The 26,624-nt window shown below is 63.0% G+C and carries 29 protein-coding genes; 14 read left to right on the top strand and 15 right to left on the bottom strand.

Annotated elements, in window-relative coordinates; genetic code table 11:
• The first annotated feature begins 2 nt into the window (after positions 1-2).
• From cysT to ACFE8X_RS00445, 3 genes are all read left to right on the top strand, one after another.
• A complete protein-coding gene (cysT, locus tag ACFE8X_RS00455; RefSeq protein WP_375449466.1) occupies positions 3-857 on the top strand; it encodes a sulfate ABC transporter permease subunit CysT in 855 nt (284 codons plus the stop codon).
• Positions 847-1,719, top strand: a complete 873-nt coding sequence (gene cysW / locus ACFE8X_RS00450) for a sulfate ABC transporter permease subunit CysW (protein ID WP_375449465.1) — start codon at positions 847-849, stop codon at positions 1,717-1,719. The genes cysT and cysW overlap by 11 nt, the downstream gene beginning before the upstream one ends.
• A gap of 77 nt (positions 1,720-1,796) precedes the next feature.
• Positions 1,797-2,825 (top strand): sulfate/molybdate ABC transporter ATP-binding protein, encoded by a 1,029-nt coding sequence (locus tag ACFE8X_RS00445; RefSeq protein ID WP_375449464.1) that lies wholly within the window; start codon positions 1,797-1,799, stop codon positions 2,823-2,825.
• A 155-nt stretch (positions 2,826-2,980) separates the two neighbouring features.
• On the opposite strand, the gene ACFE8X_RS00440 is transcribed toward ACFE8X_RS00445, so the two are convergent.
• From ACFE8X_RS00440 to ACFE8X_RS00430, 3 genes are read right to left on the bottom strand one after another with little or no spacing between them, the layout of a single operon-like run.
• Positions 2,981-3,265, bottom strand: a complete 285-nt coding sequence (locus ACFE8X_RS00440; protein WP_375449463.1) for a DUF6894 family protein — start codon at positions 3,263-3,265, stop codon at positions 2,981-2,983.
• Between the two features lie 54 nt (positions 3,266-3,319).
• Positions 3,320-3,880: a flavin reductase family protein gene (locus ACFE8X_RS00435; protein WP_375449462.1), complete on the bottom strand. Its 561-nt coding sequence runs from the start codon at positions 3,878-3,880 to the stop codon at positions 3,320-3,322.
• Positions 3,881-3,886: 6 nt separating this feature from the next.
• Positions 3,887-4,492, bottom strand: coding sequence for a superoxide dismutase (locus ACFE8X_RS00430; protein WP_375449461.1), 606 nt, complete (start codon positions 4,490-4,492; stop codon positions 3,887-3,889).
• A 109-nt stretch (positions 4,493-4,601) separates the two neighbouring features.
• Between ACFE8X_RS00430 and ACFE8X_RS00425 the strand changes: the two genes are divergently transcribed.
• Together ACFE8X_RS00425 and ACFE8X_RS00420 are read left to right on the top strand one after the other, a co-directional pair.
• Complete coding sequence (locus tag ACFE8X_RS00425) at positions 4,602-5,252, top strand: helix-turn-helix transcriptional regulator (RefSeq protein WP_375449460.1); 651 nt, start codon at positions 4,602-4,604, stop codon at positions 5,250-5,252.
• 162 nt (positions 5,253-5,414) lie between these two features.
• The gene (locus ACFE8X_RS00420) at positions 5,415-6,482 is read left to right on the top strand and encodes an ABC transporter ATP-binding protein (RefSeq protein ID WP_375449459.1); all 1,068 of its coding nucleotides are present in this window, start codon (positions 5,415-5,417) and stop codon (positions 6,480-6,482) included.
• Positions 6,483-6,624: 142 nt separating this feature from the next.
• Here the strand turns inward: ACFE8X_RS00420 and ACFE8X_RS00415 are convergent, their stop codons facing one another.
• The 3 genes from ACFE8X_RS00415 to ACFE8X_RS00405 form a co-directional block, all read right to left on the bottom strand.
• Entirely contained in the window at positions 6,625-7,503 is an 879-nt protein-coding gene (locus ACFE8X_RS00415) for a carbohydrate ABC transporter permease (RefSeq protein WP_375449458.1), read from the bottom strand.
• Positions 7,496-8,437, bottom strand: coding sequence for a carbohydrate ABC transporter permease (locus ACFE8X_RS00410; protein WP_375449457.1), 942 nt, complete (start codon positions 8,435-8,437; stop codon positions 7,496-7,498). The genes ACFE8X_RS00415 and ACFE8X_RS00410 overlap by 8 nt, the downstream gene beginning before the upstream one ends.
• Before the next feature lie 68 nt (positions 8,438-8,505).
• On the bottom strand, positions 8,506-9,801 hold the full coding sequence (locus tag ACFE8X_RS00405; protein ID WP_375449456.1) for an extracellular solute-binding protein: 1,296 nt from the start codon (positions 9,799-9,801) through the stop codon (positions 8,506-8,508).
• A 230-nt stretch (positions 9,802-10,031) separates the two neighbouring features.
• On the opposite strand from ACFE8X_RS00405, the gene ACFE8X_RS00400 reads away from it, so the two are divergent.
• The 4 genes from ACFE8X_RS00400 (at position 10,032) to ACFE8X_RS00385 (ending at position 14,196) form a co-directional block, all read left to right on the top strand.
• Complete coding sequence (locus tag ACFE8X_RS00400; RefSeq protein WP_375449455.1) at positions 10,032-11,270, top strand: ROK family protein; 1,239 nt, start codon at positions 10,032-10,034, stop codon at positions 11,268-11,270.
• 3 nt (positions 11,271-11,273) lie between these two features.
• Positions 11,274-12,374 (top strand): Gfo/Idh/MocA family protein, encoded by a 1,101-nt coding sequence (locus tag ACFE8X_RS00395; RefSeq protein ID WP_375449454.1) that lies wholly within the window; start codon positions 11,274-11,276, stop codon positions 12,372-12,374.
• A gap of 51 nt (positions 12,375-12,425) precedes the next feature.
• Positions 12,426-13,067, top strand: a complete 642-nt coding sequence (locus ACFE8X_RS00390) for a ThuA domain-containing protein (RefSeq protein WP_375449453.1) — start codon at positions 12,426-12,428, stop codon at positions 13,065-13,067.
• 133 nt (positions 13,068-13,200) lie between these two features.
• The gene (locus tag ACFE8X_RS00385; RefSeq protein WP_375449452.1) at positions 13,201-14,196 is read left to right on the top strand and encodes an acryloyl-CoA reductase; all 996 of its coding nucleotides are present in this window, start codon (positions 13,201-13,203) and stop codon (positions 14,194-14,196) included.
• A 1-nt stretch (position 14,197) separates the two neighbouring features.
• On the opposite strand, the gene ACFE8X_RS00380 is transcribed toward ACFE8X_RS00385, so the two are convergent.
• The 6 genes from ACFE8X_RS00380 to ACFE8X_RS00355 all read right to left on the bottom strand — a co-directional run bounded on the left by ACFE8X_RS00380 (position 14,198) and on the right by ACFE8X_RS00355 (position 19,430).
• Entirely contained in the window at positions 14,198-14,959 is a 762-nt protein-coding gene (locus ACFE8X_RS00380; RefSeq protein WP_375449451.1) for an ATP-binding cassette domain-containing protein, read from the bottom strand.
• Positions 14,956-15,756 (bottom strand): ATP-binding cassette domain-containing protein, encoded by an 801-nt coding sequence (locus ACFE8X_RS00375; protein ID WP_375449450.1) that lies wholly within the window; start codon positions 15,754-15,756, stop codon positions 14,956-14,958. The genes ACFE8X_RS00380 and ACFE8X_RS00375 overlap by 4 nt, the downstream gene beginning before the upstream one ends.
• Positions 15,753-16,607: an ABC transporter permease gene (locus tag ACFE8X_RS00370; RefSeq protein ID WP_375449449.1), complete on the bottom strand. Its 855-nt coding sequence runs from the start codon at positions 16,605-16,607 to the stop codon at positions 15,753-15,755. Before ACFE8X_RS00370 ends, ACFE8X_RS00375 begins: the two co-directional genes overlap by 4 nt.
• A complete protein-coding gene (locus tag ACFE8X_RS00365) occupies positions 16,604-17,551 on the bottom strand; it encodes an ABC transporter permease (protein ID WP_375449850.1) in 948 nt (315 codons plus the stop codon). Before ACFE8X_RS00365 ends, ACFE8X_RS00370 begins: the two co-directional genes overlap by 4 nt.
• A gap of 45 nt (positions 17,552-17,596) precedes the next feature.
• A complete protein-coding gene (locus ACFE8X_RS00360; RefSeq protein ID WP_375449849.1) occupies positions 17,597-19,063 on the bottom strand; it encodes an ABC transporter substrate-binding protein in 1,467 nt (488 codons plus the stop codon).
• A gap of 118 nt (positions 19,064-19,181) precedes the next feature.
• Positions 19,182-19,430, bottom strand: a complete 249-nt coding sequence (locus ACFE8X_RS00355) for a hypothetical protein (protein WP_375449448.1) — start codon at positions 19,428-19,430, stop codon at positions 19,182-19,184.
• Here ACFE8X_RS00355 and ACFE8X_RS00350 point away from each other — a divergent pair.
• From ACFE8X_RS00350 to ACFE8X_RS00340, 3 genes are all read left to right on the top strand, one after another.
• On the top strand, positions 19,429-19,857 hold the full coding sequence (locus ACFE8X_RS00350; protein ID WP_375449447.1) for an OsmC family protein: 429 nt from the start codon (positions 19,429-19,431) through the stop codon (positions 19,855-19,857). The genes ACFE8X_RS00355 and ACFE8X_RS00350 overlap by 2 nt on opposite strands.
• Positions 19,857-20,393, top strand: a complete 537-nt coding sequence (locus ACFE8X_RS00345; protein WP_375449446.1) for a hypothetical protein — start codon at positions 19,857-19,859, stop codon at positions 20,391-20,393. Before ACFE8X_RS00350 ends, ACFE8X_RS00345 begins: the two co-directional genes overlap by 1 nt.
• A gap of 542 nt (positions 20,394-20,935) precedes the next feature.
• Positions 20,936-21,109, top strand: a complete 174-nt coding sequence (locus ACFE8X_RS00340) for a hypothetical protein (protein ID WP_375449445.1) — start codon at positions 20,936-20,938, stop codon at positions 21,107-21,109.
• A 29-nt stretch (positions 21,110-21,138) separates the two neighbouring features.
• On the opposite strand, the gene ACFE8X_RS00335 is transcribed toward ACFE8X_RS00340, so the two are convergent.
• The 3 genes from ACFE8X_RS00335 to ACFE8X_RS00325 all read right to left on the bottom strand — a co-directional run bounded on the left by ACFE8X_RS00335 (position 21,139) and on the right by ACFE8X_RS00325 (position 23,698).
• Positions 21,139-21,636: a DUF427 domain-containing protein gene (locus ACFE8X_RS00335; protein ID WP_375449444.1), complete on the bottom strand. Its 498-nt coding sequence runs from the start codon at positions 21,634-21,636 to the stop codon at positions 21,139-21,141.
• A gap of 95 nt (positions 21,637-21,731) precedes the next feature.
• Positions 21,732-22,982 (bottom strand): sensor histidine kinase, encoded by a 1,251-nt coding sequence (locus tag ACFE8X_RS00330; RefSeq protein WP_375449443.1) that lies wholly within the window; start codon positions 22,980-22,982, stop codon positions 21,732-21,734.
• Positions 22,979-23,698 carry a response regulator gene (locus ACFE8X_RS00325; protein ID WP_375449442.1) on the bottom strand — a complete coding sequence of 240 codons (720 nt, stop codon included), beginning with the start codon at positions 23,696-23,698 and terminating at the stop codon, positions 22,979-22,981. Before ACFE8X_RS00325 ends, ACFE8X_RS00330 begins: the two co-directional genes overlap by 4 nt.
• A gap of 205 nt (positions 23,699-23,903) precedes the next feature.
• Between ACFE8X_RS00325 and ACFE8X_RS00320 the strand changes: the two genes are divergently transcribed.
• Both ACFE8X_RS00320 and ACFE8X_RS00315 read left to right on the top strand, forming a co-directional pair.
• Positions 23,904-25,247 carry an efflux transporter outer membrane subunit gene (locus ACFE8X_RS00320; protein ID WP_375449441.1) on the top strand — a complete coding sequence of 448 codons (1,344 nt, stop codon included), beginning with the start codon at positions 23,904-23,906 and terminating at the stop codon, positions 25,245-25,247.
• Between the two features lie 14 nt (positions 25,248-25,261).
• Positions 25,262-26,593 carry an efflux RND transporter periplasmic adaptor subunit gene (locus tag ACFE8X_RS00315; RefSeq protein ID WP_375449440.1) on the top strand — a complete coding sequence of 444 codons (1,332 nt, stop codon included), beginning with the start codon at positions 25,262-25,264 and terminating at the stop codon, positions 26,591-26,593.
• Positions 26,594-26,624: the final 31 nt, after the last annotated feature.

Raw genomic sequence — 26,624 nt, 5'->3', positions numbered from 1 at the left:
ACATGAATGCAACCACCCCAAAACGGGATGGTTGGCGACTGAAGCAGCCGAGCGTCATACCGGGTTTCGGTTTGACGCTCGGCTTCACGCTCGCCTACTTCTCTTTGATTATCCTCGTTCCCTTGGTCGCGCTCGGCATTCGCAGTGCCGGGCTGGGCTTTGATGGCTTCTGGAAAGCGGCGACCGATCCGCGCGTGCTCGGCGCGCTGCGGGTCAGCTTCGTCACCGCCCTGATTGCGGCCGGCGTCAATGTCATATTCGGCACCCTGATCGCCTGGGTCCTGGTGCGCTATCGCTTTCCCGGCCGGCGGATATTCGACGCGGTGGTCGATTTGCCGTTCGCGCTGCCCACGGCAGTGGCCGGCATTGCGCTGACCGCCATCTATGCCTCCAACGGCATCGTCGGTCAGTGGTTTCCGTTCCGCATCGCCTATACCCCGACGGGTATCGTCATTGCCATGATCTTCATCGGCCTGCCCTTCGTGGTGCGCACCATCCAGCCGATCCTCGAAGAGGTGAGCCGCGAGGTCGAGGAAGCCAGCGCCACGCTTGGCGCCACGCGCTTCCAGACCATCACCCGCGTCATCCTGCCCAGCCTGACGCCGGCCATCCTGACCGGCTTCGCCCTGGCCTTCGCGCGCGGCGTCGGCGAATATGGCTCGGTGATCTTCATCGCCGGCAATATTCCCTTCGTTTCCGAAATCGCGCCGCTTCTGATCTATATCCGGCTGCAGGAATTCAACTATGTCGGCGCCACGGTCATTGCCTCGGTCATGCTGATTATTTCGTTTGCGATCCTGTTCTTTATCAACCTGGTCCAGGCCTGGAGCCGCAAGAGGTTTGGCTATGGCAACTAAAAGCAAGCTACTGCATCGCCATCATGCCTCTCCGGTCAGCGAAACTCGGTCGGTGCAGGTGCTGGCGATCTTTGCCTGCCTGCTGTTCATGGCCCTGTTTTTGATCCTGCCCCTGGTGTCCGTCTTTACCGAAGCCTTTGCCAAGGGGATCGGCGCGTATTTTTCCGCGCTGGGCAACAAGGATGCACAAAGCGCCATCCGGCTGACGCTGCTCGTCGCTGCCGTCGCGGTGCCCCTCAATGTCGTGTTCGGCATCTGCGCCTCATGGGCCATCGCCAAGTTCGAGTTCAAGGGCAAGGCCTTCCTGATCACGCTGATCGATTTGCCGTTTTCCGTTTCGCCGGTCATTTCGGGCATGGTCTATGTGCTGCTGTTCGGGGCCGGCAGCGTTTTGGGGCCCTGGCTCAAATCCTATGGCATCGAAGTCCTGTTCGCGCTGCCGGGCATCATTCTTGCCACCATCTTCGTCACCTTTCCCTTCGTTGCCCGCGAGCTGATCCCACTGATGCAGGACCAGGGCACCGGCGACGAGGAAGCGGCTTTGTCGCTCGGCGCCAACGGCTGGCAGACTTTCTGGCGCGTCACCGTGCCCAATATCCGCTGGGGCCTGCTCTATGGCGTGCTGCTGTGCAATGCCCGCGCCATGGGCGAGTTCGGGGCGGTGGCCGTGGTGTCCGGCAAGATCCGCGGCCAGACCACCACCATCCCGCTGCAGGTGGAAATCCTCTACAACGAGTACAATGGCGCCGCAGCCTTCGCCCTGGCGTCGCTGCTTGCCATGCTGGCGCTGTTGACACTGGTGCTGAAGTCGCTTCTGGAATGGCGCTTTGGCGATGAACTCGCGGCCACCGGCCGTCATTAGAGCATGATCCGGAAAAGTGGCTGCCGGTTTTCCGAAACGATCATACTCCAGATCTAGACGTTAGGACCACACTGTACATGGAAGTTCGCATCGCCAATGTGCGCAAGGAATTCGATCGTTTTCCCGCGCTGCACGACGTTTCGCTCGATATCCGCTCGGGCGAACTGATTGCCTTGCTGGGCCCCTCCGGTTCGGGAAAGACCACGCTCCTGCGGCTGATTGCGGGGCTCGAAGTGCCCACGGCTGGCCAGGTGTTTTTCGGCGATATCGACGCTTCCGAAAAGACGGTGCAGGAGCGCAATATCGGCTTCGTGTTCCAGCATTATGCGCTGTTCCGGCACATGACGATCCTGGAAAACGTGTCGTTCGGTCTCAAGGTGCGTCCGCGTGCGACCCGTCCGCCGGCAGGGGAAATCCGCCGCCGGGCCATGGAATTGCTCGATCTGGTCCAGCTCTCGGGGCTCGAGAAGCGCTATCCCAACCAGCTCTCGGGTGGCCAGCGCCAGCGCGTGGCCCTGGCGCGCGCCTTGGCGATCGAGCCGGGCGTGCTGCTGCTCGACGAGCCGTTTGGGGCGCTGGACGCGCAGGTGCGCCGCGAATTGCGCAAATGGCTGCGCGAGATCCACGATCGCACCGGCCACACTACGGTGTTCGTGACGCACGACCAGGAAGAGGCGCTCGAACTGGCCGACCGGCTCTGCGTCATGAGCCAGGGCAAGATCGAGCAGGTGGGCACACCCGATACCGTCTATGACAGCCCGACCTCGCCCTTCGTGTTCGGCTTTATCGGGGAATCCAGCGAACTGCCGGTCACGGTGGAAAATGGCGAACTCTGGTCGGGCGGCCGGGCCATTGGCGTGCCGGCGCGCGACAGCACGGCCGGCGAAGCCCGACTGTTCTTTCGCCCGCACGATGTCGAACTGGTCGAGCACGACGCGTCGCTCGCAGGCGTGGTTACCTCATCACGCCGCGTCGGAGGCACGAGGCGCGTCGAGCTTGAAATTGGTGGCGATGGCCACAAGGTGGAAATCGACCTGCCCTTCGATCACCCCGCCGGCGAAAAGACGCGGCTGGCATTCCGGCCAAAACGGTGGCGGTTGTTTTAGGCAAGCCCCCTCATCCGCCCTTCGGGCACCTTCTCCCACGAGGGGAGAAGGATGGCTCTGTGCATGGGTAAACGCGGTGCCACCCCTCGCCCCTTGTGGGAGAGGGACAGCTTGCGACGCGTTCAGCGGAGCAAGCAGGGTGAGGGGGCCTTGGCCTAGTGCAGCGTCACCGGCTCCACCACAGTCCCGGCCTTGCCCTTTTCCACCGGCTCCGGGCTGGCCCAGAAGACCACATAGAGCAATTCTTCGCCGCCCTCGTCGGTGATTTCGATGGAGCGTGGGGCCTTGGGATCGTCGCCGTCGCCTAAGGCGCGGCCGATGATGGCTTGGCCCATTTCTGCCGCCCGGCGCTCGGCGGCGTCCAGGTCGTCGAGTTCGTGGCCGTTGTCGTCGCGGACGACGCCGTCGTCGGTGCGATAATGAAAGTAATATTTGGGCACGATGATCTTCCTGGCGGGAAGGGGAAAGACCGCAAGCAAGAGATGGTTGCGAGGCTAACGAGTGTGCTCGCCCGAACCCTGGTCCGTCAATGACCTGTAGCGATGCCGGTGCCAGATCAGGGGCTCGGCGGCAGCGGCGATTTCGCTGTTGATGATGGCGCCGGCAAACAGCACATGGGTGCCGGTGTCGATCGAGCCGATCAGCTCACAATCCAGCGTTGCAGCCGCCCCCATCAGCATGGGATTGCCCGAGGGCCAGGCCCGCCAATCGCCATAGGTAAAACGATCATCGCCCAGCTTGCCGGCAAACGCATCCCCGATGGTCTCCTGGCCTTGGGCCAGCATGGCCAGTGAAAAGCCGCGCGACATCACGATCAGATCGGCCAGCCGCGCGGTGATATCGATAGACACCAGCACCGAGGGGGGCGTGGCGCCAAGCGACAGGGCGGCTGTAACCGTCCTGCCGATCGTCTCGTGCGCATGGGCCGTGGCGACGACCGACACGGTCGCGGCCAGCCCAGCCATGGTCTCGCGGAATTCGGCAAGTCGAACCGGCGGATGCACCGGTTCGCGCAGGCGCAACTCTGTCAGCGCAAAACCGTCTTCGGGCAACACGGCAAATCAGGCCGAAAGATTGGCTTCGGCGAACTCGTAATTGGCCAGCTTGTCGAGGAAGTTGGTCACGTAGTCCGGGCGACGATTGCGGAAATCGACGTAGTAGCTGTGCTCCCAGACGTCGAGGCCCAAGAGCGGCTTGCCTTCGCCGGTCGCCAGCGGATTGGAGCCGTTCGGGGTCTTGGCGGTCTTGAGCTTGCCGTCGGTGCCCAGCACCAGCCAGGCCCAACCCGAGCCGAACTGCGTGGTCGCAGCGGTCTTGAACGCCTCCTTGAACGCCTCGACGCTGCCGAAATCGCTGACGATCTTGGCTTCGAGCGAACCCGGCAGCTTGCCGCCGGTGGGGCTCAAGGCATTCCAGAAGTGGATGTGGTTCCAGTGTTGCCCGGCATTGTTGAACACCGGTGCCATATCGGCCTTGCCATTGGCGAACAGCACGATTTCTTCAAGGCTCTTGCCCTGCAGGTCCGGATTCTTTTCGACAAAGCCGTTAAGGGCGGTGACATAGGCCTGGTGATGCTTGTCGTGGTGCAGCTCAAGCGTTTCCTGGCTCATGCCGTTGGCGGCAAGGGCAGCGTGGGAATAGGGCAGGTCGGGAAGCGTGAAGGCCATGAAGGGCTCCTCTGTTTCGGTGCGCGGCGAATCTTGCAATTCTCCGCTGGGACGTATAATCCAAGCCATGGCTTTGAAAACCATCGACGCGCGCAAGTCAAGTCAAGGTATGCAAAACACCCTCTGGTCGCCACGCGATCCGGCGGAGCGTATCCTCATGGCGCTCAAGATGCACGGCGCATTGTCGGCGGCCCGGCTGGGCGAACTGGTGGGCACGACCGGAGAGGCGGCGCGTCAGCAATTGCTCCGGCTCGCCGCCGATGGCCTGGTTGCCGCCACGGGCGAGGCAGGGGCGGTGGGGCGGCCGTTGCAGATCTGGAAGTTGACGCCAGCCGCCGCAAGCCGCTTTCCCGATACCCACGCCGCCTTGACGGTGCAGATGCTCGATATCGTGCGCGATACCCTGGGCGAAAGCGCGCTCGACGCCATCGTGGGCGCCCGCGAAAGCCAGACCTTGGACAGCTATGGCGCCGCCATGGCCGATTGCATCAGCTTGCGCGACAAGGTCGCCGCGCTTGCCGACATCCGATCGGCGGAAGGCTATATGGCTCAATGGAGCGAGCATGAGGACGGCAGTTTCGTGCTGGTGGAGAACCATTGCCCGATCTGCGCCGCCGCCGCCGTCTGCCAGGGGTTCTGCCGGGCCGAGCTCGACGTGTTCCGCGCCGTTCTCGGCGCCGAGGTGCGGCGCGACGAGCACATGCTCGCCGGTGCCCGCCGTTGTGCCTATACCATTGCACCCGCCAGGGATGGCGAATGAGCCGAAGCCGCCGTTCAAGGGCGACGCAATTCTGACGCGGCCAAGCGTGCACTCATCCTGAATTGAAGCCGGATGCACCAAACCGGCGTTGATTTCCTGCGCAATCCAAATAATATCAACCTCAATAGACCGGCGGTTACCGGCATGGGTGGAGGTTGAACAATGGCATCACTGGATCTGCGCAATATCGAAAAGGGCTATGGCACCGTTTCGGTGATCAAGGGCATCGACCTGCATGTCGATGAGGGTGAATTCGTCGCGTTGGTCGGCCCGTCGGGCTGCGGCAAGTCGACAATCCTGCGCATGATCGCCGGCCTTGAGGATATCACCGGCGGCGAAATCGCCATCGGCGACGAGGTGGTCAACGATATGACCCCGCGCGAGCGCAACATTGCCATGGTGTTCCAGAGCTATGCGCTCTACCCGCATATGACGGTGTCGCGCAATATGAGCTTCAATCTGGAACTATCCGGCAAGCCCAAGGCCGAAATTGCCCAGCGCGTGGCCAATGCCGCGCGCATGCTGGAACTGGAGCCGCTGCTCGATCGCAAGCCGAGCCAGCTCTCGGGCGGGCAGCGCCAGCGCGTCGCCATGGGCCGCGCAATCGTGCGCGATCCATCCGTGTTCCTGTTCGATGAACCCCTGTCCAACCTCGATGCCAAGCTGCGCGTGCAGATGCGCGGCGAAATCAAGGCCTTGCACAAAAAGGTCGGCGTCACCTCGATCTACGTCACCCATGACCAGGTCGAGGCGATGACACTGGCCGATCGCGTCGTGGTGCTCGACAAGGGCGTCATCCAGCAATCGGGGACGCCGATGGAGCTGTACCGGCACCCGGCCAATATTTTCGTCGCCGGGTTCATCGGCTCCCCCGCAATGAATTTCCTCGACGCCGCCATTGTCGGCGACGGCAAGGCGAAAACCAGCGAGGGCGTGGTGTTCGACTTCGCGCCCGGCAGCGCGGTGACCGCCGGACAGGCGGTGGTGATCGGTCTGCGGCCCGAGCATTTGCTGCTCGACGGCCCCGGCACGGTTCTGGAGGGCGAAGTCGAATATGTCGAGCCTACCGGCGGCCAGACTTTCGTCAACTTGCTGATCGGCGGTCGCGCAATCACGGTCGTCGTCAGTGGCGCTGTCGACGTCCTGGCCGGCAGCCGTCTCAGCGTCCGCGCCGGCCGTGACCAGGTCCATGTGTTTGATGCTTCGAGTGGCGTGCGCGTGAGCGCTTAGGCGTAGCCACGCCCTCGTGGTTCGAGGCTCGTAAGAACTCGCACCTCACCATGAGGGGTACTGGAAAACGGTGATTTAACAGTAGCCCTCATGGTGAGGTGGGAGCGCAGCGAGCCTCGAACCACGAGGGCGTGCCCCGATGCTACTTCACCGCCCCCGCCGTCAACCCCGCGATGATGTGCTTTTGTGCGGCAAAGAACACGATCACTGTGGGCAGGATGGTCAGGGTGATGAACGCCAGGATCAACTGCCAGTCGGTCGAGAATTCGCCGCGATACACCATGATGCCGAGCGGCCAAGGATATTTGCTGTCCGAGTTCAGCATGATCAAGGGCAGGATATAGCTGTTCCAGCTGCCCACGAACGAGATGATGCCCACGGTGGCGATGATGGGCCGGCTCAGCGGCAGGCAGATATGCCAGAAAAATCCCAGATACCCGGCGCCATCGACGAAGGCGGCATCGAACAGCTCATTGGGCAGGTTCTTGAAATAATTGCGGAACAACAGGATGCTCATGCCCAGCCCGAACGCCACTTGGGGCAGCACCACGCCCCAATAGGTATCCAGCAGACCCAGGTCGCGAATGCGGATGAACAACGGCAGGATGGCAGTCGCTGCCGGAAACATCAGCCCGACGAGGAAATAGTTCAGCAAAAAGTCTGAGCCGAAGAATTTCACATGCGCGAAGGTGAATGCCGCCATCGAGGCGAACAACAGCGTCAGGAACACCGTCAGCCCGGCAATGAGCAGTGAATTGCCCATCTGCAGCCAATAGCGCTGGCTGACGATGATATCGCCGTAATTGCTCCACATCCACGTCGATGGCAGGCCGAACGGATTGCCCCGCAGATCGCCCAGGGTCTTGAGGCCGCCCAGAGCGGTCATGACCAGCGGCACGATGACGATGCCGGCGACGATGACCAGGCTGGCATAAAGATAGGTCTGCGTGCCGGCGCTGGGGCGTCGGCCGTTGCCGGGCGCGGTCGCTGCGTCGATGGGCTGGGCTGCGATCTCAGTCATTTTTCATGAACACCCGCTTGTAGCTGAATGCCAGCGTGACACAGATGACGAACAGCACCACGCCGACCGCCGAGCCAAAGCCGACCTGCATGCGCATGACCCCGAACGAGAACAGGAAGGTGACCAGCGTCTGCGTCGCGTTGGATGGACCGCCCCCGGTCAGGGGCATGATCATGTCGAACAATTGCAGCGAGCCAACCACCGCAAAGAACACCGATAGCCGTACTGTGGAGCCGAGCAGGGGCAGGGTAACGCTATAGAATTTCTGCCAGCCGGTGGCGCCGTCGATATCGGCGGCCTCCAGAACGCTCTTGTCGATCGCCTGCAGGCCCGCGATGAACAGCATCATGTGAAAGCCGAAATACTTCCAGATGATCACCCCGAGCACGGCATAGATAGCCACGCTTTTGTCCGCCAGCCAGAACGGCGGCTCGGCGCCAAAGGTACGCCAGATGCCGGCGACTAGTCCGAACTCCCCGTCATAAACAAAGCGCCAGATCATGCCCGCGGCTACATCGGCGAGCACATAGGGTAAAAAGAACAACAGACGGAAGGTGACGGCGCCCCGGATGCGGCTCGACACCATGGTGGCCAGCCACAGCGCCAGAGGGATCTGAACGCAGATCGAAATAACGATGATCAGGCCGTTGTTGATCAGCGCCTGGCGAAACGCGCCGTTGCGAAAGATCAGCTCGTAATTCTTGGTGCCGATCCACTGGTCGGGCAGCCCATAGCCGTTCCAGTTGTAGAACGAATACCACGCCGCTTCTCCCATCGGCAGGATGACGAACACCGTGAACAGCAACAAGGCAGGGGGCAGGAACAAGGCCAGCACGGCCCATTTGCCGCGGATTTGCCCCCGCTGCCGCCGGTTGAGGCCGAGGAACGTCGCGGGGCGTCGGGGCGTGTCGGCAGTGAAAGTGGCTTGGCTCATTGCGTATATCGCTCCACGCCCGGACCGGAAAAAGCCGCCGCCATGCTTGGGCATGGCGGCGGGCAGGGTTACATTTCCAGCGAGAACGCATCCTGGATCTGCTGCAGCGCGTCTTCGGGCGACAACTGGCCGGAGACGATCTCAACCGACATGTCGTTGACCACGCGGCCCACATTGGGACCAAGGTCCTGGTCGAGATAGTTCTGGTGCCAGGTGGCCGCAGCCATCTGCGCGGCGCTTTCTGCGAGCGAGGGGTCCTTGACGCCGTCTTCGGCACCCAAGGTGGTCGGCAGCATGTCGTTGCGTTCCGCCATGGTGCGCTCGTTGTCGACATTGATCAGGAACTTGAGGAAATCCTCGGTCTCCGGCGGCGCATCGGTGGTCACGACCCAGCCGTTCAGGCCGCCAAAATCGTCGGTGATCAGCCCCGGCGCGCCGGTGATCACCGGAAACGCGAAGCGGCCGACATTGTCGGCAGCCAGGCCCTTGCCGTCGGTGGCGGCCTGCGCCTGGGTCTGGGGCGTTGCCGTATTTTCAAAGCCCAGCAGGATGGCGGCGCGGCCATCGGCGAACACGGCCTGCGTATCGGGCCAGGTGGCGCCGAGATAACCGTCCTGGAACGGCTCGATCTTACCCAGGTCTGCCAGGTGCTGGCTGGCCTTGACGAAGGCCTCGCCCTGGAAGCCTTCCCCGGCCTTTGCCGCCTCGAACCCAGCCTGGCCGGCTTCGCGCATCGCCAGATAGCTCCAATAGAAGTGCAGCGGCCATTTCTCGCCACCACCTCCGGCAATCGGGGTAATGCCCGCATCCTTGAGCTTTTGCACGGCCGCCAGGAAATCATCCCAGGTGGCGATCGTCGTGGCGTCGACGCCGGCCTGCTCGAACAGGGCCTTGTTGTAAAAGAACGAGACGACGCCCTGCTGGAATGGGGCCGCCCACACTTTGCCATCGATGCTCAAGCCATCGACGGCGGCCGGCGAGATCGAGGCGCGCCAGGCGCCGCCATCGGCATCCATCGCCGCGGTGATGTCGCGAATCTTGCCGGTATCGGCCTGCGCCTTCAGCACGCCGCCGCCCCAGGTGTAGAACATCGACGGCGCATCGGCCGATTGCAGCAGCGTCGGCAGCTTGGCCTTGAAGGCTTCGTTCTCGAGGAATTGGAATTCGATCTTGACGTCGGGATGGTCGGCCTCATAGGCGGCGGCGATATCCTGCCACACCTGGAGCCTGGCCGGGTCGGTCTGCAGATGCATCCATTTGATGGTACTTTGCGCATAGGCGGCGGACGCCCCGGCGGTCAGGGCAATGGCGCTGAACGCCAATACAAACGTTCGCCGCGTGGCGCGGCCGATATGCAATGTCATGGTATCCTCCAGCATCGGACATATTTGTCCTTGATGCGCATTAAATAACGCGCGGCTGCATCCGCCTGTCAAGGCCCTGTAAAATTAACACGCAGCATCAGGGGAAAAAATCGCCGGATGCCGGGTGTTTTGTTCTTGCGCCTCCGCAAACGGCGCGGCTACAAGTTCGGCACTTAATTCGCGTCGCGATGTAAATTCGGGACGCGACACAACCGAGTCCCGCTTGCGTCATGAAGACTGCCGACCCCGAATTGATGCGCGCGATCAACCGCTTCCACGTGCTCGACACCATCAGGCGGTTCGGCACGATCTCGCGTGTCGAGATCGGCGAGCGCACGGTGCTGTCGGCCACCACCGTTTCGGCCATCACCGCGTCCCTGCTCGATGACGGGCTGATTTCCACGCGGCACGAGGGGGATCTGCGCAATAGCGGCAATCGGGGCCGGCCGCGCGTCATGCTGACGCTTAACCCGGAGGCGGCACGGGTCGTCGGCGCCAAGATCGCCTCCAATCGCCTGGTGTTCTGCGTCACCAATTTCCAGGGCGATGTGCTGGCCGGACTGACCTTGCCGGTGCGGGTCGATCGCCTGCCCATCGAGGTTATCGCCGATCTGGTGGAGGACGGCGTGCGCCGCTGCGTCATGGATGCGGGCCTGGCGCTCAACGAAATCAAGACGGTGGCGCTGTCGCTACCGGGGATTATCGAGCATGGCAGCGGCCGGGTGCGTTCCAGCGCCGTGTTTCGCGATGCCAACGTCTCGCTCAAGGAAGCCATGGTCAAACGGCTGGGCATCGACACCATCGTGGAAAGCGACGCCAACGCCATCACCATGGCCGAGCACTGGTTCGGCCGTGGCCGCGACTGCGACGATTTCGTCCTGGTGGCGGTCGAGGAAACCCTGGGGCTGGGCGTGTTGCATGGCGGGCAATTGTTCCGCGGCGCGCGCGAACTCAGCCTGACCTTGGGCGACATGATCATGGGCGCCGACCCCGAACACGCGGTCAAGCTGTCCGAGCTGGCCAGCGAGCAGGCTATCCTCAATGGCGAGCACGGCGATTCCAGGGTGCGCGACGCCATCCGCCTGGGCCAGGGCATGGGCCGTGTACGCGGGCTGATTGAAGAGGGCGACAACGAACTGCGCATTGCAGCGGCGCGCGCCGGTTCGGCCCTCGGCATCGCCATCGCCAACCTGGTTGCGCTGTTCGCGCCGCCGCGGGTGATCCTGGTCGGCTCTACCCTGGCGCTGGGCGATTACCTGCTGGATTCACTGCGCCTCGCCTTTGCCAAGGCCATCCCGGAGCCGCTCAAGACCGTAGCTCAAATCGTCATCGACGATGTGGGCGATGAGCTCTGGGCGCGCGGGGCGGCTGCAGTGGCACTGGGCGAACTCTACGGCTCGCCCTGGGGCACCACCGGCCCGGCGCGGCGCAGCACGATCGATTATTCGCAAACGGAAACGGGGAGATAACCTGTGCAGAAACTTGGCATCGGCATTGTCGGCTTAGGCAATATTTCGGCGGCTTACCTCAAGGCCAGTAAGGATTTTCCCATTCTGGACATTCGCGCCGTTGCCGACATGAACCCGGCCGCCGCCCAGGCGCGCGCCAATGAGTTCAGTCTCAAGGCCATCCCGCTCGACGACATCTTCACCGATCCTTCGATCGAGATCATCCTCAACCTGACCATCCCCAAGGCCCATGTCGATGTCGGCCTGCGCGCCATCGATGCCGGCAAACATGTCTATTCCGAAAAGCCACTCGGCATCGTCTTCTCCGAGGGCCAGAAGCTGGTTGCCGCCGCCAAGGTCAAAAACCTGCGCGTCGGCTCGGCGCCGGACACCTTCCTGGGCGGCGCCCACCAGACCGCGCGCGGCATCATCGATGACGGCACCTTGGGCCAGCCGGTCGGCGGCACCGCCTATTTCATGTGCCCCGGTCATGAGCGCTGGCACCCCAATCCGGCATTTTATTATGAAGCCGGCGGCGGCCCGATGCTCGACATGGGGCCCTACTACATTACCGACCTGGTCAATTTGCTGGGTCCGGTCGCCAAGGTTTCGGGCTTCGGCACCATGGTGCGCCCGACCCGCACCATCACCGCCAAGGAACGCGCCGGCGAGGTCATCCCGGTGCACGTGCCGACCCATGTCGCAGGCACGCTGGTCTTCGTCAATGGCGCGGTCGTGCAGGTGACGATGAGCTTCGACGTTGCCGCCCACAAGCATGGGCCGCTGGAAATCTATGGCACCGAGGGCACGCTGATCGTGCCCGATCCCAACCATTTCGGTGGCCAGATCGAGCTGCTGAAAAAGGGCGGCGAGTGGAGCAATGTCGAAACCGACATGCCCTATGCCGGGGAGGGCAATTACCGCTCCATCGGGCTGGCCGACATGGCCCATGCCATCGTGTCCAACCGCCCGCACCGCGCCAATGGCGATCTCGCGCTGCACGTGCTCGAAGTCATGGAAGCGTTTGAAACGTCATCGCAATCGGGTCGGGTCGTTGACATCACAACGCCCGTCACCCGCCCGGCGCCGCTATCGGAATCGCTGGTCAACGGCCGGCTGGGCTAAGCCTCGGACCAAGAGACGCGGTGAAATTAGATAGAATCGAGGAGAAAACCAATGCGTGAAGCACTGATCGTCTGGGGCGGCTGGAGCGGCCACGAGCCTGAACAATGCGCCGCCATCATTCGCGGCATGCTCGAGGAAGACGGGTTCAAAGTCTATGTCGAAAACACCACCGAGGCCTTTGCCGATCCCTCGATCCGGGATCTGAGCCTGATCGTGCCGATCTTTACCATGTCAAAGATCGAAAAAGAGGAATTGTCCAACCTAACCGCCGCAGTGCAGGGCGGCGTCGGCCTTGCCGGCTATCACGGCGGCATGGGCGATGCGTTCCGCGAGGCGGTGGACTACCAGTTCATGGTCGGCGGGCAGTGGGTGGCCCATCCCGGCAACATCATCGACTACCGCGTCGATATCACCCGGCCCGACGATCCGGTCATGGCGGGCATTGCCAGCTTCGCTTATCATTCCGAGCAATATTACATGCACGTCGATCCCTCCAACGAGGTGTTGGCGACCACGACGTTCAACGGCGATCATGCATCCTGGATCGATGGCGTGACCATGCCGGTGGTATGGAAACGCCGTCATGGCGAGGGCCGCGTGTTCTATTCTTCGCTCGGCCACGTCGCCAGCGAATTCAAGGTGCCCGAGATGAGCACTATTCTGCGCCGTGGCATGAACTGGGCGGCGCGGTAGGTCTGGCGGCCGCGGCCTGTTCACTCCTCCCTTCGGGAGAGGTGAAGAGGACTTCGCGTACAAACCTGTTTCCTCCCCCTGATGGTCAGGGCTAGTATCAGGTTCCACGCCGCGCCGACGTCCCGGACCTGCCATGAGCTTCCAAGCCCTCGTCACCGAAAAATCCGATCGTGGCGACATCACGTCCGGCGTACAGACCCTGGATGACGCCCGCCTGCCGGACGGCAATGTGACCGTCGCCGTCGACTGGTCCGGGCTGAATTACAAGGACGGCCTTTGCCTGACCGGCGGAGGCGGGCTGGTCCGCAGCTATCCCCATGTCGGTGGCATCGATGCGGCGGGCCGCGTTCTGGACAGCACCGATCCGCGCTACGTGCCCGGCGACGAAGTTATCCTGACCGGCTGGCGGGTCGGGGAAACGCGCTGGGGCGGTTTTGCCCAAAAGCTGCGGCTGGATGCCGACTGGCTGGTGCCGCTGCCTGCAAATTTCTCCACGCGCACCGCCATGGTGCTGGGCACCGCGGGATTGACCGCCATGCTCGCCATCGACCGGCTGGAAGCCAATGGCCTCGTGCCCGGGCAGGGCGAGGTACTGGTTACCGGGGCTGGCGGCGGCATCGGCTCGATCGCCATTCATCTGCTGCACCGGCTGGGCTATACGGTAGTGGCGATGTCCCGCCGCCCGCAGCTTGCCGATGACCTGCGCCGGCTGGGCGCCGACAGCATTGTTGGGCGCGACGAACTGATGGCGGCGCCCGACAAGCCGCTCGAAAGTGCTCGCTGGGCCGGCGTGGTCGACGCGGTCGGCGGCGCTGTTCTGGGCAAGGTGCTCAAGCAGGTCAAATATGGCGGCGCTGTTGCCGCGATCGGTAATGCTGGCGGCATCGAACTGGCCATCAGCGTTTTGCCGTTCATCCTGCGCGGCGTGGCCGTGCTGGGGATCGATAGCGTCACCCAGCCCTATGCGACACGCCTTGCCGCCTGGAACCGCCTCGCCGACCTGTTCGATGCCACGCTGTTCGAGCCTTCCGTCACTGAGATCGCACTGTCCCAATTGCCCCAAGCTGGTCTCGATATCCTGGCCGGCAGGGTCCGCGGCCGCACCCTGGTCAACCTCCGGAAAAGCTAAGTCACGGCCCGCCCGAGGCGTTTGGCATGCGCGGGGCGCTGTCGATCAGCCGGCGCGTATAGGCATGGCGCGGCGCTGCCAGGATCTGGCGCGTCTTGCCGCTTTCCACGATCCGGCCGCGCTCCAGGATCACGATGTCTTCGCACAGCGACGCCACCACGCCCAGATCGTGTGAGACGAGCACCAGCGTCATCGACTGACCTAGCGTCTTGAGCAGATCGACGATGCGGATGCGGGTGGACAGGTCGAGCGCGCTGACGGCCTCGTCGGCCAGCACCAGTTCGGGCCGGGCGACGATGGCGCGGGCAATGGCGATGCGCTGGCGCTGACCGCCGGAAAATTCGTGCGGATAGCGCCCCATGGCGTCCGCCGACAGCCCCACCGACACCAGCGCCGCTGCGACGGCCTCGCGGTGCGGCCCGGCAATGTGCAGCGACTGCAGGGGTTCGGCGATGATGCCATGTACGGTCTGGCGGGGGTCGAGCGACGAATAGGGGTCCTGGAACACCGCCTGTACCGCGCGCCGGTATCGGCGCATGAACGAGCGGTCGCCCGGATCGAGCATCTGCTCGCCAAAGCGGATCATGCCCCTGGTCGGCCGGTTGAGCCCCAGCAAGAGGCGCAGCAATGTGGTCTTGCCGGAACCGGACTCCCCCACAATGCCCAAATTGTTGCCGCGGCGGACGACGAGGCTGACTTCCTCGAGCACCGGCCGGTCGCGCCGATAGGCAAAACTCACGCCCTCGACTTCAATCAGGTTCATGGCGCCCCATCCAGCGCCCGGTCGAACGCCCGCGCCGCCGCGACCAGCGTCTGCGTATAGTCGTGCCTGGGCGCGCCCAGCACGTCACGGACATGGCCCTGTTCGACGACGATCCCGTGGCGCAGGACGATCAACCGGTCGACCACCTTGGCCACGACCGGCAGATCGTGGCTGATGAACAGCAGCGCCATCCCGTCTTCGCGCACCAGGCTATCCAGCAGCTTGAGGATTTCCGCCTGCGTCGTCACGTCAAGGGCCGTGGTCGGCTCGTCCGCGATCAGCAATGCGGGCCGGCAGGCTACCGCCATGGCAATCGCCACGCGCTGCCTTTGCCCGCCGGAAACCTCGTACGGATAGGCGGTGGCGATGCGCTCGGGCTGGGGCAGGGCGACGCGCTCCATGAGCGCCAGCATCGCGGTGCGGATGCCTGCCGGATCGAGCCCTTCGCGCCGAAAACGCCGGCGCAGCGGCTCCTCGATCTGGCGGCCCAGCCGCATCAGCGGATCAAGCGCGGTCAGCGGTTCCTGGAAGATCATCGCCGTGACGCGGCCGCGCAGCCCTTTGAGCGTGCGTTCGGGCGCTCCGATGACCTGCGTGCCTTCAAGCGTGATCGAGCCGGTGGCGACGATCGTGCGCGGCAACAGCCCGGTGATGGTTAGGGCGGTCAGCGACTTGCCCGAACCCGATTCCCCGATCAGCCCCACCCGTTCGCCGGGCGCAATGGACAGCGACACATTCGAGACCAGCGCCGTGGTCCCGGCCGAAACGGTCAGCCCCTCGACCGACAGCAGGCTCATGGCAAGCCGCGCCGCGTGGGGTCGCCGATATCGCGCAGGCCATCGGCCAAGAGGTTGATGCCGATGACGAGGACGAGAAGGGCAAGACCGGGCGCGATGGCGCCGAACGGCGCCGTATAGACCGTGCCCTGCGCCTCCTGCAGTAACCGTCCCCAGGAGGCGTTGGGTGGCGGGGCGCCCAGCCCGAGATAGGACAATGACGCCTCGGCGATCACCGCGAGCCCGAATTGCAGCGCGAAATTGACCAGCAGCGTCGGCCAGATATTGGGCAGCACGTGCTTGCGCACGATTGCCGGCCATGAGGTGCCAGAGGTGCGGGCTGCAGTAATGTAGTCCAGCCGCAGCACCCGCTTGGCGAGAATCCGGGTGAGGCGCGCCACGATCGCCGACAGGGCCACGCCAAGGGCTAGGATCGCCGACCACAGGCTGGCCGTATCACTGGCCGCAACCACGAGCATGGCCAGCAAAAGGGTTGGAAAGGCGATCAGGATATCGAATGCTGCCGCGAGCGCATCGTCCAGCAGCTGTGTGGCGAATGCCGAGACGACGCCCAGCGTCACCCCGATACCCGCCCCGATCGTCACGGCCCCGGTTCCCACGACGAGGGCGATCCGCGCCCCGATCATCATCTGGGCAAAGAGGTCGCGCCCGAGCCGGTCGGTGCCCGCCCAATGCAGCAGCGACGGCGCTTCCAGCCGGCCACCGGCCGTGCTGGACGGATCATAGGGCAACCATACAAGGCTCAGCAGCGCGACCGCGACATTGACCCCAACCAGCACCAGCCCGATCGCGAACAGCCAGGAGCGTCCGGGCCGGGCGCGGCTTGATGGCGCCGTGTCGACGACGCTCATGCCGATCCCCCCGAGCGGTCGCGCAGGCGCGGATCGACCAGACGCTGGACCAGATCGGCGGCAAAACCGATCAGCAGCACCAGTAGGGTGGATACGAACAAGACGCCCTGCACATTGGGATAGTCGCGCTGCGCGATGCCCAGCAGCAGCATCGAGCCCAATCCGGGCAGCGCGAACACCTTCTCCACCACCACCGCGCCCAGGAAAGTCGACGCCAGTTCGATCCCCAGGATGGAAATGATCGGCACCACGCCGTTGCGCACGCCATGGCGCAGCAGTGCCTCGGTAAATCCTGAGCCCATGGCCCGCGCCGTGCGCAGATAGTCGCTGCCCAGGACGTCCTGCGTGGCCGAGCGCACATAGCGCAGGAGCGACGCGGCCATGACGATGGCGATCGTCAGCACCGGCAGCGCCAGATTGCGCAGCGCGTCGAACGGCTCCGCCCACCCCTGGCGTGGAAATCCGCCAGAGGGGAACAGCCGGATATTGATGGCGAAGGCGGTCACCAAAAGGATGCCGACCCAGAACACGGGAATGGCGATGCCCAGTTGCGACAGCACCGAGATCGCCGCGCCGTACCAGCGATCCGCTTTGACCGCCGCCACGATCCCCAGGGGCACGGCGAGGATGATGGCCAGGAGGAACGACAGGATAGTCACCGGGATGGTCACCGTCAGCCGCTCGGCGATTTCCGCGCCCACCGACGCCTGGCTGACGAACGATGTGCCCAGATCGAACCGCGCCAGGCTGGTCACGAAGCGCGCGAATTGCTCCACGAGCGGCAAGTCGGAGCCTACCTGTGCGCGGGCGGCAGCGATCTGCTCGCCGGTGGCGCCGACACCCAAAAGGGCATTGGCCGGATCGCCTGGCAGTAGGCGCAGCAGCGCGAACAGCACCATTGCGGCCAACAGCAGCGAGACCAGCAGGATAGCGAGCCGGCGCAGGATGTAGCTGAGAATGGGCAGCCCCTTTCGCCGGCTCTGGCGGCGCTAGTCCGCGGTTTTTTCGATATCGTAGGCGAAGAACTGCGAGTTCAGTCCGTTGACCGGATAGCCCGTCACCGAGGCAGCCGATACCACGATCTGCGGATAAAGGTACAGCCAGTCGGACGCGGCGTCTTCGGCGATCAGGGTATTGGCCTCCACCAGGTTGGCAGTCTGATCCTCGACCGTTGCGCTGGCTTCGGCCTGCTTGATCAGCTCGATGACCTTGGGATTATTGTAGCCCCAATAGAAATCCGGATTGCCGTAGAACACGATATCGCGGTGGTTGACGTGCTCCTGCAGCGTCGCCGCGAAATCCAGCGACTGGTAGACCTTGGTGTACCATTCATTGGCGGTGATGATGTTGATCTCGACCGTAATCCCAACCTTGGCCAGTTCGCTCTTGATAAATTCGGCCACGATCGGGTGCGGATCGTAATCGGGCGTATCGAGCGTGAAGGTGAAGCCGTCGGCATAGCCGGCTTCGGCCAGGAGCGCCTTGGCGCTCTCGGGATCGTAGGCGTCGACCGCCGTCAGATCGACATACCATGGATCGGTGGGCGGAACGAACGAGCCGATCAACGTACCATATTCGCCCCAGATGGACTCCAGCAGCTTCTTGTCGTCGATGGCGCGGGCGATCGCCTTGCGCACCTTGACGTTATCGAAGGGGGCGACGCGATCGTTGAAGGCCAGCAGTTCCTTGGTGGTCGATTGCCCGTCGGTGACGGTGAAATCGGCATTGTCGGCGAACTGCGCCAGAGCGTCCGGGCTCTGCACCGAGGTGATGATGTCGACGGCGCCGGTCAGCAGCGCATTGTTGAGGGCCGTGGCATCGATGAAATAATTGAAGGTCACACCCGCATTGGTCGGCGCATCGCCCCAATAGGCGTCGTTGCGCTCCAGCGACAGGGTGGAGCCCCGCCGCCAATCGGCAAGCGTGTAAGGTCCGGTGCCATCCTCGCTGTCGGTCAGGCTGGTGGCCGTGTCGTTGACGACCCACACATAGCTCAGATTGTAGGGCAGGGAGATCGACTTCTCCGACAGTGTGATCACCACCGTCGCATCGTCCGGCGTCTCGATGCCGACAATGGTCTTGAGGCTGTTCTTGCGCGAACTCTTGGACGCCTCGGCCGTCACCCGCTCGATGCTGGCCTTGACGTCGGCGGCTGTGAGCGGATCGCCCGAATGGAAGGTCACCCCCGGCTGCAGCGTGATCGTATAGGTCAGCCCGTCCGCGCTGACGCTATAGTCGCTTGCCAAGGCGTTTTCGACGGTGCCAGCATCGGTCAGTGCGAACAGCGCCTCATAGACATTGCCGTTGAACGCCTCGTTGATGCCCTGTCCGGCCCCGGCCGTGTTGTCGAGGTTCTGCGGCTCGTAGAGCGAGCCGATCTCGATCACCGCCTCGGGATCGAACGCCGCCTGCGCCAATGTGGCGGGACTGGCACCCAGCATTGCCGCCAAAGCCATGCCGGCGGCGATTGTGCGCGCGCCGAACTGCCGCCGTGACATGCTGTTCGGTAAAGTGGAAGTCCTCATGTGCAGCGCTCCTGGTCATGCCGCCCGGATCGGGCGGGGCGCACGGTTATCACAACCGCCTTGCGCCATAATCGATGCTATCGATACCCTGCAACGCCATCCAAGCAAACGGTCGCGGGAACGGCGCAATTCCATTTTCATCGGTGCGGGCGAAATCGATCTGCGCAATTCGCTCCGCTTTTGATAAAGCCGTTCTTTGCCGCCGTTCACTCAATTCTTTGGCTTGCACGAAGACGTTTGTGGGACGATCCATGGGCAGCCGTTCACCTGTCTCCAGCCGTCGAAAGTGTATTGCCATGCCCAATATCGTTGCTCGCCCCACCACTGTCGATGCCACGCTCGATCATGCCGGGCAAGGCTCGGTCCAGGCCAGATCAGGCGCCGCTGCCAGGCTGGCCAATCTTGCTTCGGACGAAGGCTTCACGCCACTCGAATTCATGGATGCGGCCTTGGCCGGCTGCCTGGTGCTGAGCGTGCGGATCGCGGCGCGCAAGCTTGGCATGCTGGATCGCCTCGTCAAAGTCGATGTCAGTGTCACCCACGAAAAAGCGGCCGAGCCACCCTCCCGGGTTGCCTCCTTCACAACCGCCTTCATGATCGAGGGAGAATTTTCCCGCGAGGAACGACAAGCCCTGATCGCCGAAGCCCATGCCATCTGCACCGTCGGCAATACCTTCAAGCATGGTGCAAGCATCAGCGATGTCGAGCCGGCATTGGCTGGCTGATGCCCCACATCAGCCAGCTTTCCTATGGCGATGCCACGCCTGAACAGCAGCAGGCCCATGACGAAGAACTGCGCCTGCGCGGCCGGATGACCAATATGAAGCGCACGCTGCTGCATTCGCCAGCGGCGCTGCGGGTCTATGGCGAATGGTTCACCTTGCGCGACCTATTGCGCCCGATTCTGGGCGATCGCGCGATCTGGATGTTCGCCTACGCCATCAGCCACGCCTCCGGCAGTCTAATCGGCACCAATTTCATGCGCCGCGCGCTGATTCAGGGCGGTGACGATCCCGATGCGCTGGATCCAACGGCGGCCGAGGCGTTGCTGGTGCGTTTGGGCAGCACCATTGGCACGGATCCCAAATCCGTCCCGGACGATGTCTGGGCGGCTCTTGGTGCCATCTACACGCCAAAAACCTGTGTCGAGCTGATCGCCTTTGCCGGGTTGATGATCGCCACCAACGTTTTTTCCGACGCCGTCGGGGTTGAACTTGATGCAGAACTGCAGCCGTTTCTCGCGCGCGCTGCAGCGCCATAACGGTTTGGCCGATCAAATCGATGTTGCGTTGCAGCCTTGGCGCGGCGATGAAGCGGTCGGACTGCCAAACCTTTCCGCCAGAACCCAGTCCAACATCACTCTGGCTGTCCCGTACCTTCCAGTGCGACGGTGCCCGACCTTTGCGTTAACATCGTCTTAATTTTACATTTGCGAGCGGGGTCGATGTCGCGCTATAGCGAGGGTGCGGTGCGGATTCCAGAAACAGGATGAGCTGAATGCGTGCCCTTGTAGCAAGTGTCGTTTTGACACTCTTTTCCCTCTATGGTGCTGTTCCGAGCGCATTGGGCCAGGACACCTCATTCTCCTTCAATGGCCAGTGCGTCGCCAGCGGACCGTTTCTGCTGACGGACTTGCCTATAGAATATGCCGATTTCCGGCCCAGCGTCAGACGCCAGCTCTCCGCGATAGGCTATACCGCAATCAACGTCGGTTGCGTCCCCAGCCTTGAATGCAAGGTTGCTTCCCAGGATACCGAGGTGCGTCGCCAGGCTCGCAAACCGTGTGCGGCCGCAGCCAGGGCCATGGTGCAGACCTTGCCCAGCCAAAAGCGCCAGATTGCGACCAAAGCCATCACCATCCGGGTCGTTACCTCGACCGAGGAAGAAGCGGGCACCTATCTGACCATGACACCGGGAGTTATCGATCTCTCGGGCGCCAAGGCTCCAATCGGCGGCGCCAGGCCATTGAGCAACTGAAACCGTCGCCCGCCGTCGTACTCGGCGGGCTACCAGCCCATTGATCCCGGGTCGCCTTTGAATGGCCCGACTACATTGGCGGTAATCCAACCACCATAAAAACCGCCGGGCTGTGGCGTAACGGCTTCGCCGCCCACCAGACACCGCTCCATGCTCCCCGCGTAAAAAGCCACCGCGTTTGCAAGCGCCGCGTAGGGCGGGAGCGGCGCAGGATAGCTCCACGCCGCGCGATGCGCGATCTCGCCGTTGCTGAGGACATCGAAGTAGCGGGCGGCTCCTTTCCACTCGCAAAGACTGCCGCCCGGGGCCGGAACCAGTGCACCCGCGGCGATAAAGGCCTGATCGATATAATAAACTGGCGGATGACTGGTTTCGAGCACGCGCCAACACTGCGGTGCATCGACGATTTGGGCGCCTGCGAACACGATCTGGACGCGCTTGAGGAACGGTTCGAGCCGAGGCGGGCGCGGATAATCCCAAACGCTTTCCTGACCCGGCTTTGGCACTGTCGGCATCACAGGCGGCATCGGCTCGCTCCTAGTTCGATACGCATTGCTGGGCGCAATGATCCAACGCGTGTTCCATTTCATGGCCAGGGATAACACCGTCGGCGAGACCTTGCCTATTCAATGCTCGGCAATGCGAATGCAATCGTTTGTTCGAGCCCTCTGCTCTGCCGGTTCCTGATTGTCAGGGTGCCGCCGCTTCGCTCGACGATTTCTGCGGCCAGCGCCAGCCCCAGACCTGCGCCGGGGACCGTTTGCAAGCGGCCTGGTTCCGCCCGGAAGAATGGCTCGAATACGCGTGCCAGGAGGTCGTCGGGAATCCCGGGCCCTTCGTCCCGGATCGTGATCGTCGCGTTTCCAGCCCTGGTATGCAGTTCGGCGGTGGCGGATTTTCCGTGAGTGGCGGCGTTGATCAAAAGGTTTCGCAGCGCACGGCGCATGGCCAGAGGCGGCAGCGGAAGCGCGGCATGATCCAGTTTGCCGAGCTGGAGTGCATATCCGTGCTTGATCAGGTCATGAACTTCGCCGGCCAGCATCTCGTCCAGCCAAACCATCTCGAGTTGCGCCTGGCTGACTTCTTCGCGAACCAGGCCGATGGCGCTGTCGGCAATCCGCTCAAGCTCGTCGATATCCTTGAGCCAGGACGCCCGCTCTTCGTCGTCGAGAAATTCCGCCCGCAGGCGCATGCGCGTCATCGGCGTCCTGAAGTCATGTCCGGCCGCCGCGACCAGTCTCATGCGGCTTTCCATGGCGGCCCTAAGGCGGTCGGATAGCCGGTTGAGCATCATCGCTGTTTCGATCGTTTCCCGGCTGCCCACCTCCGGCACATGGGGAAGCACCCCATCGGGACCCACGGTGCCAACTGCCCTTTCGAGCACGGCAAACGGACGGGTCACGCGATACGCCATGACCAGCGATACGACAACGACGCAGACCACGACCAGTCCCATCCACGCCCCCATGATCACGAGGAAGTCCATCGGTGGACGAAGATCTTTCGGAAAATCGATGTCGACCCGTTCGCTGCCGATGGTGACCACGGCGACGGGCGTATCGGTCTGCGGATTGTCGTAAACCGTGACGGGGAGGGCAATTCCGTCTTTTGAAAGCTGATCCCGAATGGCTTGGCTCAGATCGGCGCGGACGGGGCCGAGCTGATCGATCTCACTTTGGGTCATGCTGAGGAAGCTCGAGCGTCCAGGGTTGATCACCCCGTTCAGGGCCCTGATCTGAAAGGCCATGGGTCCAACCATCCTTGCGGGTAGTGGATAGGTGATCGCGACGATACTGGCCAGCGTCCCGACCGCCAGCACCAGGACGATGGCGCCGATCAAGATTGCAGCGATGCGAAGCCGTAACTGCGTCAAGTCGTTCCCTCGGCGCGATCGACCCGGGTTGCCAATTGGTAGCCGCCATTGCGCACCGTCTTGACGATATCCTCGTCTCCCGCATCACGAAATTTGCGGCGGATACGGCTGATCAGAACATCGATGGACCGATCGACGACGTTGACCTCGCGTCCCTGGGTCAAGTCCAGCAACTGCTCGCGTGACAATATCCTGCCGGGACGGTCCAGTAGCGCCTGAAGCAGTTGAAACTCTGCGCCGGTCAAATCCAGCGAATAACCCTTTGGACTGATAACCGTACGTTCGGTGGGATCGGCGATATAGCCTGCAAACCGGTAACATTCGCGCGTGCCGCCCGCAGACGCGCTTTCTCCGGCCCGGCGGAGCACCGCCCGGATCCGGGCGACCAGTTCACGCGGGCTGAACGGTTTGCCGATATAATCGTCGGCGCCCAGTTCCAGCCCGACGATGCGGTCGACCTCTTCTTTCAGTGCCGTGGCAAGAATGATGCAAATGCCCGGATTACGGTTGCGCAGGCGTCGACAGATGTCGAGGCCCGAACCGTCGGGCAGCATGACGTCCAGAATGACGAGATCGAACTGAGCGTCAGCCATGCGCTCGTCGAACTCCGCGCGACTTCCTGCCGCGGAAACGCGAAAGCCTTGCTCGGACAGAAAGCGACTGAGCAGACGTCGTATCTCCGGATCGTCATCGACCACCAGAATGCTTGCTACCATGACGACCTCCCTGCCGGCATTGATAGCCTAGCCCTGCGCCACGTCCAGCTTGAAGGTGTTACGCAATGTTGCCAAATCCAGCTTGGCAACATTGAGCAAGAAGATTCTCCGAGCCGGACATGTTCGGCAATGAAACGTTGTCGGCTAGCAACATCGGCGCGCCACACAGGTGAAGTCCTTCTGGAGTTTCGCTGTGCTGCGCTCAATGACCACCGCAATTATTCTTGCATCGACGCTTGCCGGCTGCACCACTCTTGGTCCCGCCTACCAGCCCCCGACCATCAGTTCGGCTGTGACCTACGGCTCGAACGTTCGCGGGGCAAAGACGATAACAGCCAAGGTGCAATGGTGGCGCGCATTCAACGACGCCACGCTCGACCGCCTGGTCGACACCGGATTGGATCAGAACCTCACCGTCGCCCAGGCCCTGGAACGGGTGGTGGCCGCTCGCGAGAGCGCCGTCTCGACCGGGCTCAACAACGTGCCGTCGGGCGCGGCGCTTGCGCAAGGTTTGGCAAGTGGCGCTACGTCCGGCGATACCGATTTCAGTGCCTCCGCGAGCGTGTCGCCCGGCTGGGAGATCGACTTGTTCGGTGGGCTGGCAAAGCAGCGTGAAGCAGCCCAGGCCACGCTGGACGCCGCCATCGAGGAGGCTAACGGGGCGCGGCTTTCATTGATCGGAGAAATTGCCCAGAACTATCTGCAGGCGCGTGGCTACCAGGATCGTCTCTATATAGCGCGCTCGACCCTCGAGAGCCAGAACCGTACGCTCAGCGTCACCCGGCAGCGAAACGAAGCCGGGCTTACGAGCAATCTCGATCTTGCACAGCTGCAGGGTGAGGTCAGCACCACTGCCGCAACGATCCCGACCCTTGAAATCGCGTTGGGCGAGGCCATCCACCGATTGGGCGTGCTGCTTGGTCAAGAACCCAAGTCTCTGCGGGCACTTTTCAGCGATGACTCGCAAGTTCCGCGGTTCAAGACTTCGGTGTCGCCCGGCGTTCCGGCAGATTTGATGCGCGATCGTCCCGACATCCGCCAGGCCGAGCGTCAGCTCGCGGCAGCGACTGCCGATATTGGCGTTGCCGAAGCCGATCTCTATCCAAGCCTGTCGCTGTCGGGAAATCTGACCGTTGCCAGCACAACCACCTGGTCCATCGGACCCGCGCTCAGCCTGCCGGTTTTCAATCGCGGGCAACTCAAGCAAACCGTGCTGATCGAGCAATCGCAAGCCCGCCAATCCTATCTTGGCTATAAGCAAACAGTGCTCGAGGCCGTCGAGGAGGTTGAAAATGCACTCGTCGGGCTGAATCGACAGCAGACACGCCGAAATCAACTCGCCAACAGTTATGCGAGTTATTCCCAGGCGACAGAACTCTCCGAGGAGCGATACGCTGCCGGTGAGACCACGCTCATCACGCTGCTGACGGCACAGCGCTCGCTCTATTCGGCGCGCGACTCCCTGGCCCAAAGCACGGTCGAGGTTGGCCTGCAGTATATCGCCCTCAGTCTTGCCCTTGGCGGCGGCTGGGACCCTTCATTGCGCTGATCAAGGCCGAAAACATGAACAAGTTTGCACTTCCATTGGTTTGCACGCTGCTTTTTTCAACTGCCGCACTTCCTGCGCTCGCCCAGCCGGCAGGCGGTCCACCCGGCGGCATGCCCGGCATGGGTGCGCGGGGACCCACCGAAGTTGGCGTTATCACCATGCAGCCGGAAGCCGCGCCTATCACCACGGTGCTTCCCGGCCGTGTCATCGCTTCCGCGACGGCAGATGTGCGTCCCCAAGTTGGTGGAGTCGTAACGCAGGTGTTTATCCGCGAAGGGCAGCAGATCGTTGCCGGGGAACCCATTGCCACCATCGACCCGTCCACCTACCAGGCCGACGTCGCGGTTGCACAGGCTTCGGTCGCCAGCGCCCAAGCTCAATTGCCCACCGCGCAGGCAACGGTCGATCGATATCAAGCCCTCGTCAATTCGGGCGGTATCAGCGAAGCTGAACTCGACACCGCTCAGGTCACGCTTGCCCAGGCCAAGGCCACCCTTGCCGGCGCACAGGCTCAGTTGCAGGTCGCCAATCTCACGCTGCAGCGGTCCACGATCACCGCCCCGATCTCGGGCATCGTCGGTACCGTCAATGTCCAGCTCGGGTCCTTGCTGACCGCGAACCAGGCCGACGGGTTGACCACCATCAGGCAGATCGATCCGGTGGACATCACGCTCGTCGAGAGCAGCGCCAACCTGCTGAGCTCCAGGCAGGCCATGCGAGACCGCCAAGCCACGCCGGACGCCGCCCGGCCCCCAATGCTCACGGTGACGCTCACGCTTGAGGATGGCACCCTCTACGACCAGAAAGGCAGCGTTTCCAGCATGGATCTGGTGGTCAGCGAAACCACCGGCACCTTCACGCTGCGCGCCAGCATGCCGAACCCCGTGCGCATGCTGCTGCCCGGCATGTTCGTGCGGGCGACCATCGATTTCGGCGAGCAGGACGGCGTTTATCTCGTCCCGCAACGCGCCGTGACCTTTGACGCGGATGGCAAGCCCACAGCCTTCTTCGTCGGTGCCGACAACAAGGTTGAGCTGCGCATACTGACCACCGAGCGAGTCGTCAACAATTCCTGGGTCGTCACGGCCGGCATTGAGTCCGGTGACCAGCTCATCATGGATGGACTGCAAAAAGTGCAGGTGGGCAGCGCAGTCAGCCCGTTGGAAGTGACCGTGGACGCCGATGGCGTGATTTACCAGGAACCGCCCCAAGCGCTGCCGCAACCAGGCTTTTCTCCCGCAGGAGCACCTCCGGCGGGCGCTGTCCCGCCCGCAGATGCGGCGGCGACGGGCGAAGCGCCTGAAACCGGCTCGGCGACCGCTCCGGCGCAACAGGGGGCCAACTGATGTCGGTTCCAGCCTCGCAGTCGCCGGCAGC

This window comes from uncultured Devosia sp. (assembly GCF_964244875.1).
In the GTDB taxonomy this organism is placed as follows: domain Bacteria; phylum Pseudomonadota; class Alphaproteobacteria; order Rhizobiales; family Devosiaceae; genus Devosia.
Note: the sequence above shows the minus strand (reverse complement) of the source record. Positions and strands in the feature narration are given on the sequence as shown.